Here is a 13,489-nt window from a genome sequence, read left to right as displayed (position 1 = left end):
AAACTCAACCAAATCCATTTTATTGATCGCAACTACGATATTTTTGATGCCGAGTAAACTTGCAATGAAGGTATGACGACGTGTTTGTGTCTGAACACCATATCGCGCATCAATCAAAATGATTGCAAGGTCAGCAGTTGATGCACCAGTCGCCATATTGCGCGTGTATTGCTCATGCCCTGGTGTATCCGCGATGATGAACTTACGTTTCTCAGTTGAGAAATAACGATACGCAACATCAATAGTAATACCTTGTTCACGTTCAGCTTGTAGACCATCTACAAGTAGTGCAAGGTCAGGTGCATCACCTGTTGTACCTACTTTTTTACTGTCTCGAGTAACTGCTTGCAATTGATCTTCATAGATCAACTTTGAATCATAAAGTAAACGACCAATAAGCGTTGATTTACCATCATCCACGTTACCGCAAGTCAAAAAGCGTAGCAGGTCTTTATTTTCGTGCTGTTTTAAATACGCCAAGATGTCTTGGCTAATAAGATCTGATTGATGAGACATTGCTCAAAACTCCACATATTCTTTAGAAATCATTTTAATCTCCCTAAATCCCTCTTTCTAAGAGAGATTTACTTTAGGAAATTAGAAGTAACCTTCCTGCTTTTTCTTTTCCATTGAGCCAGCTTCATCATGGTCAATCATTCGACCTTGGCGTTCTGAACTAGTGGCCAAAAGCATTTCCTGAATAATTTCAGGCAAGGTATCTGCTTCCGATTCGACTGCACCTGTTAATGGATAACAGCCTAATGTACGGAAACGCACCGATTTCATTTGTGGAACTTCACCCTCTTTTAAACGCATACGCTCATCATCTACCATGATCAACGTACCACTACGCTCTACAACTGGGCGAACAGCTGAGAAATAAAGAGGAACAATTTGAATGTTTTCTAGATAGATATATTGCCAAATATCTAACTCAGTCCAGTTAGATAATGGGAATACTCGAATGCTTTCCCCTTTGTTTACTTTACCGTTGTAAAGATTCCAAAGTTCTGGACGTTGGTTTTTAGGATCCCAACGGTGTTTCGTATCACGGAATGAATAAACACGTTCTTTCGCACGTGATTTCTCTTCATCACGACGTGCACCACCAAAGGCAGCATCAAATTGGTATTTATCCAAGGCTTGCTTTAAGCCCTGAGTTTTCATGATATCCGTATATTTTGAACTACCGTGATCAAATGGGTTAATCCCAGCATCACGTCCTTCTTTGTTCTGATGAACAATCAAATCAAAGCCATGTGTTTTCGCCATGTTATCGCGAAAAGCAATCATGTCCTTAAATTTCCAACCCGTATCTACATGTAGTAATGGGAATGGGAGTTTCGCTGGATAGAAAGCTTTTAATGCTAGATGAAGCATAACCGCCGAATCTTTACCAATCGAGTAAAGCATCACAGGGTTTTCAAACTCAGCAGCAACTTCACGGATGATGTGAATACTTTCAGCCTCAAGCTGTTTGAGGTGAGTTAATCTATTCTCAGTCATGTACACTTCCTCCTTTATTCATGCTACCCATAAAATCTATAAGCGGTCTTACACCACCACTTGGAAGACCGTGTGGAGGAACGAGTATCATAACAACTCCAATTTTTCGTGATATCGATGTTATTACCAGAACTTAATTAATGATCTAGTAAGGTTTATTCATTATAATAATTTAGAGAGAGTTCTTTAGCTTGTTTTTTCATATCAATATGCAAAATTATGATATGAATATATAACTTCATTATAAAAGTGAAACCATTTATTTTTATTCTAAAGTAAGAAAAGAAGCCTGTTTCAGCTTCTTTTCTTGGGATTATGATGTTTAAAATTAGAAACGGAACATGTTACGTTCTAATGGAATTTCAACACCTACAGAAACACCACCATCATTGCCATTTAAATCTGAATCACTCACCCAACCATTAATCTTAAGTGGGATTGTTGGCTTTAAATAGTGTGTCCAAGTCAAGTCTAAACCTTTCACAGTGTCAGCTTCTGGAAAAGCTGCATTGTTATCTTGCACACGTTGAGTTTGACTTACTTTTGCATAAATAACACGACCACTTAAACGATTCATTACATCAAAACGAACATTTCCACCAACAGAATACATCTGACCATCTCCCCCCATTGCATGGCCTAATGGGAAACCATGTTGATAGTAGCCATCCGTGTAGATAGTATGACTATAGGAAATACCTTGTGCTTTACCATTTGTACGTGTGTCAGCCCATTCAGCATACAGTTGATATGGCATATTTTTATAGCTAGAAGAGAAATCTGCACCGCCTAAGTACATATATTTTGCTGGTAGTCCACCTGCTTCATCTTCACCAACAAACTGTGTATATAAACTTACAGGCACATTAAATAGAGGTTGCAAAAATAATCGACCATCGAATCCTGCAATTTGGTTAGAAGGATCAGCCTCGCCAGTTCCTCCATTGTCTTTACTACCTGTCCAAGCATCCCATAATGAGCTTAGACTCTCTGGTCGTCCTTCTCCACCCCATTGAATCGCTCTTGAAGCTCCTAGCTCTAAAGCAGGAAAAGGACGAGCAGTTAAACGTAATCCAATCAGTTTTGCGTCTGGTATAGCTTTATAGTCATCTAATTGACCTGCAAAAGCCTGATATTGCCAAGGTCCAATCCAAGACAACCATTTTGTTTCAAAAGCATCTTGAACTGCACGTTGTACAGTCACACCATATAGAGGGCGACTTGCATCGCCACGAATTAAGCTACCATCATGCCCTGGTCCCCAATAAGTTGGAATTTGACCTGCAATAACCCATTGATTCCAAAGCTTACCAGCTATATAAGAACCCTCTACATTTGCATCATTTCCATTATCAATTAATGGATCTTTTTCACCATTTACACGAAGTTTAGCATCCCAATTGTCACCACCAGCATTCAACTCAGCTGCGATTTGATATTGAGATTTTTGGTTATCACCAAATGCTTGAGGAACTGTCTTTAAATCCGTACCAGCATGCAAACCCACTTTTACAGTTGCATTGTCTGCCTGCAAAGTATTTATCACAGAGTTCACAACTTTTTGCTGTGTATTATTAGTCACTTTCGCTTGTGACAACGCTCTTTGAATTTCATCACCACTTAAGGGCCATGTAGATGTACTGATTTGAATGACACCTTGCTGATTTAACCAATTTAGATCAGTACGTAAATTTTCATCGTTGAGCACTAAGCCTTGCGCAAAAATAGTCGATGAAAACGAGGCAAATAATGCGATAGAAAGCGATTTTTTTAGAAACATGTCCAAACTGTTCTCAAGTTTATTTATGAGCACATCATCGTTTTTTTAGAGACACATTTCAATCCTCTAACCAAACAATTACATTTCTTAACGCAGAAAACAAAGAAGCCACTCTTAAGAGTGGCTTCTTTTATTAATCAGTCAAATGTTTTAATCTTTACGACGCATATGCGGGAATAAAAGGACATCACGAATACTTGGGGCATTCGCAAACAACATAACGAGACGATCAATACCAATGCCTTCACCTGCTGTTGGCGGTAAACCGTATTCTAGTGCTTCAATAAAGTCCGCATCGTAATGCATTGCCTCATCATCACCAGCATCTTTCTCAGCAACTTGGGCTTGGAAACGCTCTGCTTGATCGATTGGATCATTTAATTCCGAGAAACCATTTGCTAGCTCACGTCCACCGATGAAAAACTCGAAACGATCAGTAATATGTGGATTATCATCATTACGACGTGCAAGTGGAGAGGTTTCAGCTGGATATTCGGTGATAAATGTTGGCTGACGTAGCTTAGTTTCAACTGTTTCTTCAAACACGATGGTTTGTAACTTACCTAAACCAAAGCCTGGCTTAACCTGCTCTTTTAATACTTCTTGAGTAAACTTAGCCAAGAAATCACGGTCATTTACATTTTCAGGTGTGAAATCAGGATTATGCTCAAGAATCGCATCAAACATTGATATTTTCTTGAATGGACCTTTGAAGCTATACACCTCATCACCATAAGGCACATCGGTAGAACCTAAAATATCAATTGCGAGTTTTTCAAGCATATTCTCAGTTAATGCCATCAAGTCTTTATAATCAGCATATGCTTGGTAGAACTCAATCATCGTAAATTCGGGGTTGTGACGAGTTGAAACACCTTCGTTACGGAAATTACGGTTGATTTCAAATACACGTTCAAAACCACCTACCACTAAACGTTTTAAGTAAAGCTCAGGCGCAATACGTAAATAAAGCTCCATATCTAAAGCGTTGTGGTGTGTTACAAATGGTTTTGCAGATGCGCCACCAGGAATAACATGCATCATTGGCGTTTCAACTTCCATGAAACGCTCATTGGTTAAAAATGCACGAATACCTGCAACAACTTTGGCACGAATTTCAAATGTTTTTCTTGTTTCTTCGTTGACAATAAGATCTAAATAACGTTTACGGTATTTTGCCTCGGTGTCAGTTAAACCGTGGAATTTATCTGGTAATGGGCGTAATGATTTGGTTAGTAATTCAAAACCTTCAAGATGCACATATAAGTCACCCTTACCTGAACGACCAATATAACCTTCTGCAGCAATAATATCGCCAAGGTCTAAGCTTTTTATTGTTTCTAAAATATCAGCAGCTAAACCTTTACGATCAACATAAAGTTGGATACGACCAGTCATATCCTGAATCACCATAAATGATCCACGGTTGAGCATGACACGACCAGCAACTTTTACATAAACCTTTTCACCGCCTTCAATTTGCGCTTTATCTAAATCTTTAAATTGCTCTTGCAAATCAGCAGCATAGTGCTCACGTTTAAATGTGTTTGGCCAAGGGCTTTTGCCAATTTGTTTGGCAGTATCTTGGATTTGCTTTAATTTGGCATGACGCTGTGCGATTAAATCGTTTTCGGAAAGTGTCTGTTCAGAAGTCGATTGAGCGTTTTGTTGCGTCATCTCTGCCTCGATTAAGTAAAAAATGAAGTGACATAGAATAGCAGATCACAACCCATTTTCGTATTGTTTCAACCAGACAATTCAAAAAAATGAAGATTTTATCAAATTTTCAAACTGATACTTTGCAAATTTAGAACAAAAACCCAAGCCGAATTAGACTCATTTTTCTGCTAAATGTTTAACCATCGCCAATCCTTGATCAAAACCATTATTCATCATTTCTTCGTATTCAGGTTGAATATCGACTTCTACATGAAGTTGCGTTTCTCCATTGTAATCAACCAACAAATATTTTTCCAAAGAACCAGCCCAAGCTTTCACATCTTCACTATCAAAATCCTCTTGACCATCTTTAATCATCCCGAGGTGCTTGAAAACAATTTCATTCGGCTCATCTATTCGTTCTATTGTCGATACCATCCCATTTCCATCGCCATCAGTAAAATAGGTTTTACCACCCACTTTCCAATCAGACTTCATTTGGGAATCACAAGAAAAGAATTTTGTCCAAACATTATAGGTTTCAGTTCCCCATAATATGTCCCAGACTCTTTCAGGGGTCGCATAAATTTTAATGTTGTAACTCAGCGTTTTCATAAATATAACGTCCTTATTATTGTGATAATTCATCATAACTGATTTTCAAATGTATGTTTTTTATTCAAACCAAACTTATACGTTTCATTATTTTCAGCAAATAATAAAGTCCTCGATATAAAATTAATTAGAGTAATTGCTCAAATAACAAGACTTTCGGCCCAAATTGCCATACCACTTTTTACATAAATGATTAAACTCTTGCATTTACTTTACTTAAATGTCGTTCTGCGTAAAAATCTAACTCCCGATCAACACAAGTTAGTTCTATTGCAGCGATCGTAACGACATTATGGAATAGTTTTACTGAAAGGCAATTTGAGCATACCTATCAGTTTGGAGAGTCACATGAAAAAATATCAATGTATCGTTTGTGGTTGGATTTATGACGAAGCAGAAGGCTGGCCACAAGACGGCATTGCAGCAGGGACAAAATGGGAAGACATCCCAGATGATTGGACTTGCCCAGATTGCGGCGTTTCAAAAGCTGATTTTGAAATGGTTGAAATCTAAATAGAACAAAAAGACCATGATTATCATGGTCTTTTTTTCTTATGTTTTATTTTTAAATTAAAAAAATTGGAGAATGTAATGCATCCTATCGTCATCATCGGATCAGGCATGGCTGGTTATACTGTTGCACGAGAATTCCGTAAACTGAGTCCTGAACAAGAACTCATGATGATCTGCGCGGATGATGCGGTAAACTATGCTAAACCAACATTATCCAATGCTTTTGCAGGTAATAAAGCACCTGAACAAATTGCTCTAGGTGATGCTGCTAAAATGGCAGCCCAACTCAATATGAGTATTGAAGCGGCAACTTTGTTAAAAGAAATTCATCCAGAAAACCACGAAATCACGTTAGAAAAAAATGGTGAGATTTTCAAACAAGCCTATTCAAAATTAGTGCTTGCAGTGGGTGCAAATCCGATTCGTTTAGCAATTGCGGGCGATGGTAGTGAAGATATTCACGTGGTCAACTCATTGGTTGACTATAGTGTATTCCGTGAAAATCTAGCAAAACGCAAAGACAAACGCGTTGTGATTCTCGGAGCTGGATTGATTGGCTGTGAATTTGCGAATGACTTATTGCATAGCAACTATGACGTTACCGTCATTGATTTAGCACCTCAACCACTTGGACGCTTATTACCGACTCATGTTGCTGAAGCATTTAAAACTAACTTAGAAGAAGCTGGGATTAAATTTGTACTTTCAACTACAGTTGAGAAAGTTACCAAAATTAATGATGGTGAAGACTACGCTGTGACTTTGGCGAATGGACAAACTTTGGTTGCAGATATTGTTCTTTCTGCTATCGGTTTACAACCAAACACTGCTTTAGCCAAAGCTGCCGATATTCAAACTAGTCGAGGTATTATCACAAATACACTACTAGAGACCAATCAAGCTGATATCTATGCAGTGGGTGACTGTGCTGAAGTAAATGGAACTTTGCTTCCATACGTCATGCCTATCATGCAACAAGCACGTGCTTTAGCAAAAACTTTAAGTGGTCAAAGCACAAATGTTCATTACCCTGCTATGCCAGTTGCGGTAAAAACACCAGCTGCACCTCTTACTGTTTTACCTGCACCAATTGATGTTGAAGTGAATTGGGAAACTGAAGAGTTTGATGATGGTATGCTTGCTAAAGCAACTGATGCTGAAGGGACATTAAGAGGTTTTGTTTTATTAGGTGCAACTGCTGGTAAACAGCGTTTAACTTTAACTAAACTCGTACCGGACTTGATTCCTGCTCAAGCTTAAGGTTTAAATAACACAGTTTATTGAGAAATGGGTTCCAATAAACTCTCTCCCGAAAGTAGATAAAAACAATTCAACTTGGAATGAATACCATGAACAGCGCACTTCAATTTAATGTCTCTCCTTATGCTCCATTTATGCAAGAAACCAAAGTTACTTTGGGTAATGGCATTGAGTTACATGTTGAAGTTGGGGGAAATCCTGAGCATCCAACAATTTTGTTGGTAATGGGTTTAGGCGCGCAAATGCTGTTTTGGCCAGATTTTTTTTGCAAATCCCTAATTGATCAAGGATTTCGTGTTATTCGATTCGATAATCGTGATATTGGTTTATCTTCAAAAGTTCGTCATAAAGGACAACGGCTGAATACCATGAAACTCATGAGTCGATTCATGGTCGGATTAACCAATGAAGGTGCGCCCTACACGCTTTATGATATGGCTGACGATGTGGCTATGCTAATAGATCAGCTAGGTTTAGAAAAAACCTATATTATCGGTGCCTCTATGGGTGGCATGATTTCACAAATCGTAGCAGCTAAATATCCAGAAAAAGTTGAGAAAATCGGTCTTTTATTTACAAGTAATAATCAGCCGTTTTTACCACCACCTTTTCCGAAACAGCTCTTTAGCTTAATTGGAAAACCTGAAGCTCATGATGAAGATGCGATCGTCAATCATAGTTTAAAAGTATTTCATATTATCGGCTCTCCTGGATACGTTAACCAAGTAGAAGCAATTCAGACTATTCGTAAACTATATCGTCGTAGTTTCTACCCAGCGGGTGTACTTCAACAATTTTTAGCAATATTATGTACAGGTTCATTGCTGCCACTTAATAAGACTATTAATCAACCAACATTAGTGGTACACGGTTCAAAAGATCGCTTATTACCGCCAAGTCATGGGAAAGCGGTTGCAAAAGCGATTTCTGGTGCTAAGTTTGAATTAATTCATGGAATGGGGCATGATATTCCTGCACATTTCATTCCTCAACTTAGTGGTTTGTTTGCACATCACTTTAAATCATCACACTAGGACACTATGGCTGCATTACCCTCATTAAGACAGCTATCATATTTAGTTACGTTGTCAGAAACTTTACATTTTACTGAAGCAGCTCGTCGATCATTTGTTACCCAATCAACATTATCGGGTGGCATTATGGAATTGGAGCGTCTTTTAGGTGGCGTCTTAGTTGAGCGTGATCGTCAAAACGTCCGTTTGACTCCTCTAGGTGAACAGGTTGTTGCCCGTGCGCGTGTATTACTAGCTGATGCACAAGATTTGATGCGCCTAAGCCGAGAAATGAGCGAACCATTAACAGGTGATTTGCATCTTGGAATTATTCCTACAATCGCACCTTTTATCTTGACACAACTTTTAGATGAAGTTCATCGTCAACTTCCTAAAATACAACTTCATCTACATGAAGCACAAAGTGAGAAAATTGTCGAAAAATTAGAACACGGCAATTTAGATATGATCGTTCTTGCTTTGCCATTCGATACTCGTGGTTTAAAAGTTGCTGAAATCGCTAAAGAAAACTTATTTGTTGTTTACAATAAAAATGATAAGAATGCGGCTGAAGCAACTTCATTAGATGATTTAGATTTAACACGTCTCATGCTTTTAGAAGAAGGACATTGTTTACGTGATCATACTCTGAGTGCTTGCCCAGTCGGCGAACGAAAAAATGATCACCGTTTAAAAGCGAGTTCACTACCAACGCTTGTTGAAATGGTGTCTTCTGATTTAGGTTTTACTTTATTACCTGAGATAGCTTTGAAGAACAGTATGATTCATTTTAATGAAGAAATTGCTGTCAAATCGATCGGTGATGCCCCAAGCCGCACACTCGCTTTAGTAACTCGCAAAAGTACTCCTCTACAAAGCGAGTTCGATGTGATTTTTCAGATTTTAAAGAAAATCACTGCGCATCTAGAATAAAATAAAATGCCTGTAATATGAATTACAGGCATTTTTTAAAGAAAAACAGTAAAAATTTCTATTTTATTTCCAATAAATTTACTTGCTCAACCTGTACATCACTCATGCGTCGACCTTGATCTAATAATTGGTCAAAATAAGACTCAACCACTTTGGCTTGATCAGCTGTATTTTCAACTTTATACATGTTTTGACGAAATTCGTTGCTAGAGCGTAAACCTTTCGTATACCAAGCAATATGTTTACGGGCTATACGGCATCCTGAGTATTCACCATAAAATTGATACAGCTCAGCTAAATGCCCCATTAAAACTTGTTTCACTTCTACAATTTCTGGTGCCGCCAAGTGCTCCCCTGTCTCAAGATAATGCGCAATTTCTCTAAAAATCCACGGTCGTCCCTGAGCAGCACGCCCGATCATAACAGCATCAGCACCAGTATAATCTAAGACATATTTTGCCTTTTCAGGACTATCGATATCGCCATTCGCAATCAAGGGAATATTTATGTTTTTTTTAACTTCACGAATTAATTCATAGCGAGCAGTATTTAAATACATATCTTCACGTGTACGACCATGTAAAGCTAAAGCTGTTATACCTGCATCCTCGGCACGCTTCGCGACACGAAGAATATTTTCCTCACCATTTAAAAAGCCAAGGCGTGTTTTTAAAGTTACAGGTACATCCACTGCTGCAACGACAGCATCTAAAATCCTTGCCACGAGATCTTCATCTTGCAATAAAGCCGAACCCGCGAGTTTATTACATACTTTTTTCGCAGGACATCCCATATTGATGTCAACGATTTGTGCGCCATTCGCAACCTGATATCTTGCAGCTTCAGCAAGTTGCTCTGGATCAGAGCCAGCTATTTGTGCTGAAATTGGAGCAAGTTCACCATCAAAATTAGCTCTGTACAAACTTTTTTTGCTCATGCGAAGCGTTTTATCAGCGGTCATCATTTCACTAACCGCATGACCTGCACCAAAGTATTTACATAAGGTTCTGAACGGTCTATCGGTTACACCTGCCATAGGTGCGACAATCAAATTATTTGACAGTTGATATGGACCAATATACATATATTTTCTTACAAATTCTGATCAACATAGTATACTTCATTCGCCCATTCAGCTCATCTTTTTATGCGGTGTTGCACTGATTATGAATAAATCGACTTCGACTCGTCCCTTTTTCAAGACTATTAGCATCTTAACTGCATGCATAAGCTTAGCCGCTTGTGGTGATAATGCTTGGTGGTCAAGTGACAAAGATCCTGAGATGGAGGCTGATCAAATCAGAAAGGTCATTCCTGCACGTGTAAATGATCGTGAATCTTGGTCTCAAGATATTTTCGATATTATGCAAGAGCTAAGCATTCCTAAAACTAAGCAAAATGTATGTAGTATTGTCGCTGTAGTCGATCAAGAATCGAACTTTGTTGCTGACCCTACAGTACCTGGATTAGGTGCAAAAGCGGTTGAGGAAATTAACTCAAGACTAAAAGAAAAGTTCGAAGCAAAACTTGGCGAAAAAATTGGTGGCACAGTCGCTGGTTATTTTGAAGATGTACTCAAAAACCAACCTTCACCAGAAAACAACTATATGAGCCAGATGCGTAAAGTACAAACTGAACGCGAATTAGACTTACTCTATCGAGAAATTTTCGATTACATGGCTCAACATTATCATGTGAGTGCATTAACAGGCGCAGCCAAACTGGTTGGGCAAGACATTGGTGAGAAGTTAAATCCAATCACCACATTAGGCTCAATGCAAGTACATATCAATTATGCAAAAGAACATAAACGTAAAGCTGGAGGCATAGCCGAGTTACGCAATGATCTTTACACTCAGTATGGTGGTCTATACTACGGTATTCATCGTTTAATGGAATACCCTGCTGATTATGATGAAGCAATTTATCGTTTTGCAGATTATAACTCTGGGATGTATTCGAGCCGTAATGCTGCTTTCCAAAAAATGCTAGGTGCATTAACAGAAGCTGAAATTAGTTTAGATGGTGACTTACTCCTATACAATAAAGACGGTGATGTAAAATCCACACAAAGCCAAACTGAAAAAGAATTAATTGCTGTTTTTGCTCAAAATAATGTATTGGTAACTCCACGACAAATTCGTGCCGATCTGAAAAAAGAAAAAGAGAAAAAATTTGAAGATACTCAAACTTACTTAGCTGTTCAAAAACTTTATCAAAAGAAAACCAACAAAGAACCAATGTATGCTGTCATGCCTCAAGTGGTCATTTCAGGACCTAAATTGAGTCGTGATTACAATACAAATTGGTTTGCAAGTCGTGTTAACGGGCGTTATGAGCAATGCATGCTAAAAGCAAAAAGAATCAAACTATAAATCTTGCACTCTTCGATTTTGACGGGACTTTATATCCCAAAGATAGTTTTACTGGGTTTATCTTTTATACCCTTTCAAAGCGTCATATTGTAAAAAATGGCTTGAAAATTCTGCCATGGATTCAAGCCTATTATTTAAATTTATATCCAGCACATGCAATGAGACCAAAACTTTATCAAAGCATGTTCAAAGATATTCCCGTCGATTTTGTAGATCAACTATCGCAAGATTATGCAAAAAAAATAATTAAAAAACTTGATTCAAATTTAATGAAACAATTGCATAAACATCAACAACGTGGCGATCATATTGTGCTGGTTTCTGCTTCAATTGATTTATACCTTAAATATGTTTGTAAATTTTTAAATATCGAACTTATTTGTACAGTAACTGAAATACAAAATGGTCATTTAACTGGTTTTTATCAGTCAGAAGATTGTAGTCGAGAGCAGAAGAAACGACGTATATTGGATCAATATAATCTCTCTAATTATCAACATATTTATGCGTATGGTAACAGTGAAGAAGACTTAGAAATGCTATCTATTGCTGATTTTACCTATATGGTTGGCGAAGATAAGCCATTACCAAAAGTCGATGATTCTAAAGACCATGACATATGGAAGAATGTTAAACAAATATAAAAAAAGCTCGCTTGAAGCGAGCTTTTTATACAGCAGAGTAAATTAATAAATCGCCATGTGATCACGATGGATCATTTCTAGTGAACGTGCTTCACCAAGTACTTGGTAGACTTTTTCGGAAGACAGTCCCTTAACCATTTCAGCTGAGCGCGAACTAAAATTCACACGACCAACGGCAATTCTAGCACCACTCTTATCTACACATTCCACAACATCACCGCGATCGAAATGCCCTTCTATCGCCTTGACACCTACAGGTAACAAACTACGATGTTTAAGTTTGATCGCTTCAACTGCACCGTCATCTATAACTAAACGACCCGCTGTTTGCAAATGCGCAGCCAACCATTGCTGATGTGCTGTGACACGGTCATTATCAGTCGTAAATAAAGTGCCCAACATTTCACCCGCCATCAAACGAGCAAGTACATTCTCACTTTCACCACTGGCAATTAAAGTTGGACAACCTGATTTTGCAGCAAGGCGAGCTGCGCGAACCTTGGTAACCATACCACCACGACCAAGTACGCCACCACCGCCTGCCATTTCAAACAGCGTATCATCTAATGCACGAACAGATGAGAATAATTTAGCATTAGGATTACTGCGTGGATCTGAATCAAACATCCCTTGTTGATCAGTCAAAATAATCAACAATTCAGCCTGAACTTGCCCCGCAACCATTGCTGCTAAAGTATCATTATCACCAAAACGAATTTCGTCAGTTGATACCGTATCATTCTCATTAATTACAGGAATGACTCGCCAATCGATTAAATTCTGTAGAGCATCACATGAGTTTAAATAGCGACGTCTGTCAGCTAGATCATCATGTGTAAGGAGTACTTGCGCAGTTTGGATACCATGCTGATCAAGTACGCTAGACCATGTATGAATCAGTCCCATTTGACCAATTGCAGCGCAAGCCTGCAAACTGGGTAGATCAGTGGGTCGACTCGCAAGCTTCATGCGTACCATCCCTTCTGCAACTGCTCCTGAAGACACGAGTATGATCTCGTGTCCAGCATTGTGTAGATCAGCAATTTGCTTCGCCCAGTGGGAGATCGCATTCAGATCTAAACCTTGACCATTTGCAGTGAGTAGAGATGATCCGATTTTAACAACGATTCGTTTACACGCATTGAGCTGACGTTGCCCATCGACCACTTCTATCATTTTATCCTCGGTTCA

Annotated in this window: 13 protein-coding genes; 6 read left to right on the top strand and 7 right to left on the bottom strand. The window is 38.5% G+C overall.

From position 1 onward, the window contains the following. The 5 genes from A2003_RS13790 to A2003_RS13770 all read right to left on the bottom strand — a co-directional run. On the bottom strand, positions 1–516 hold a 516-nt coding region (locus tag A2003_RS13790), incomplete at its 3' end, for a GTP-binding protein (RefSeq protein ID WP_286687512.1). Between the two features lie 81 nt (positions 517–597). Then, complete coding sequence (gene cysD, locus A2003_RS13785) at positions 598–1,506, bottom strand: sulfate adenylyltransferase subunit CysD (RefSeq protein WP_004913386.1); 909 nt, start codon at positions 1,504–1,506, stop codon at positions 598–600. A gap of 328 nt (positions 1,507–1,834) precedes the next feature. Then, complete coding sequence (locus A2003_RS13780; RefSeq protein ID WP_286687511.1) at positions 1,835–3,286, bottom strand: capsule assembly Wzi family protein; 1,452 nt, start codon at positions 3,284–3,286, stop codon at positions 1,835–1,837. Between the two features lie 150 nt (positions 3,287–3,436). Next, complete coding sequence (gene lysS, locus A2003_RS13775) at positions 3,437–4,963, bottom strand: lysine--tRNA ligase (RefSeq protein WP_286687510.1); 1,527 nt, start codon at positions 4,961–4,963, stop codon at positions 3,437–3,439. Between the two features lie 159 nt (positions 4,964–5,122). Beyond that, on the bottom strand, positions 5,123–5,560 hold the full coding sequence (locus A2003_RS13770) for an SRPBCC family protein (RefSeq protein WP_004755738.1): 438 nt from the start codon (positions 5,558–5,560) through the stop codon (positions 5,123–5,125). Between the two features lie 348 nt (positions 5,561–5,908). Between A2003_RS13770 and rubA the strand changes: the two genes are divergently transcribed. From rubA to oxyR, 4 genes are all read left to right on the top strand, one after another. Then, entirely contained in the window at positions 5,909–6,073 is a 165-nt protein-coding gene (rubA, locus tag A2003_RS13765; RefSeq protein WP_004678010.1) for a rubredoxin RubA, read from the top strand. Positions 6,074–6,151: 78 nt separating this feature from the next. Next, on the top strand, positions 6,152–7,333 hold the full coding sequence (rubB, locus tag A2003_RS13760; protein ID WP_286687509.1) for a rubredoxin reductase RubB: 1,182 nt from the start codon (positions 6,152–6,154) through the stop codon (positions 7,331–7,333). An 89-nt stretch (positions 7,334–7,422) separates the two neighbouring features. Next, on the top strand, positions 7,423–8,367 hold the full coding sequence (gene estB, locus A2003_RS13755; RefSeq protein WP_004913400.1) for an esterase EstB: 945 nt from the start codon (positions 7,423–7,425) through the stop codon (positions 8,365–8,367). 6 nt (positions 8,368–8,373) lie between these two features. Then, positions 8,374–9,279, top strand: a complete 906-nt coding sequence (gene oxyR / locus A2003_RS13750; protein ID WP_286687508.1) for a LysR family transcriptional regulator OxyR — start codon at positions 8,374–8,376, stop codon at positions 9,277–9,279. A gap of 58 nt (positions 9,280–9,337) precedes the next feature. Here the strand turns inward: oxyR and dusB are convergent, their stop codons facing one another. Continuing rightward, complete coding sequence (dusB, locus tag A2003_RS13745) at positions 9,338–10,363, bottom strand: tRNA dihydrouridine synthase DusB (RefSeq protein ID WP_286687507.1); 1,026 nt, start codon at positions 10,361–10,363, stop codon at positions 9,338–9,340. A gap of 82 nt (positions 10,364–10,445) precedes the next feature. On the opposite strand from dusB, the gene A2003_RS13740 reads away from it, so the two are divergent. Then, positions 10,446–11,654, top strand: a complete 1,209-nt coding sequence (locus A2003_RS13740; RefSeq protein ID WP_286687506.1) for a DUF1615 domain-containing protein — start codon at positions 10,446–10,448, stop codon at positions 11,652–11,654. Beyond that, positions 11,621–12,298 (top strand): HAD family hydrolase, encoded by a 678-nt coding sequence (locus A2003_RS13735; RefSeq protein WP_286687505.1) that lies wholly within the window; start codon positions 11,621–11,623, stop codon positions 12,296–12,298. The genes A2003_RS13740 and A2003_RS13735 overlap by 34 nt, the downstream gene beginning before the upstream one ends. Positions 12,299–12,340: 42 nt before the next feature. Here A2003_RS13735 and proB read toward each other — a convergent pair whose 3' ends face one another. Then, positions 12,341–13,474, bottom strand: coding sequence for a glutamate 5-kinase (gene proB, locus A2003_RS13730; protein WP_004913414.1), 1,134 nt, complete (start codon positions 13,472–13,474; stop codon positions 12,341–12,343). Positions 13,475–13,489 lie beyond the last annotated feature (15 nt).

It is taken from the genome of Acinetobacter sp. GWC1_38_13, from assembly GCF_001767535.1.
Taxonomy (GTDB): Bacteria; Pseudomonadota; Gammaproteobacteria; order Pseudomonadales; family Moraxellaceae; genus Acinetobacter; species Acinetobacter junii.
Note: the sequence above shows the minus strand (reverse complement) of the source record. Positions and strands in the feature narration are given on the sequence as shown.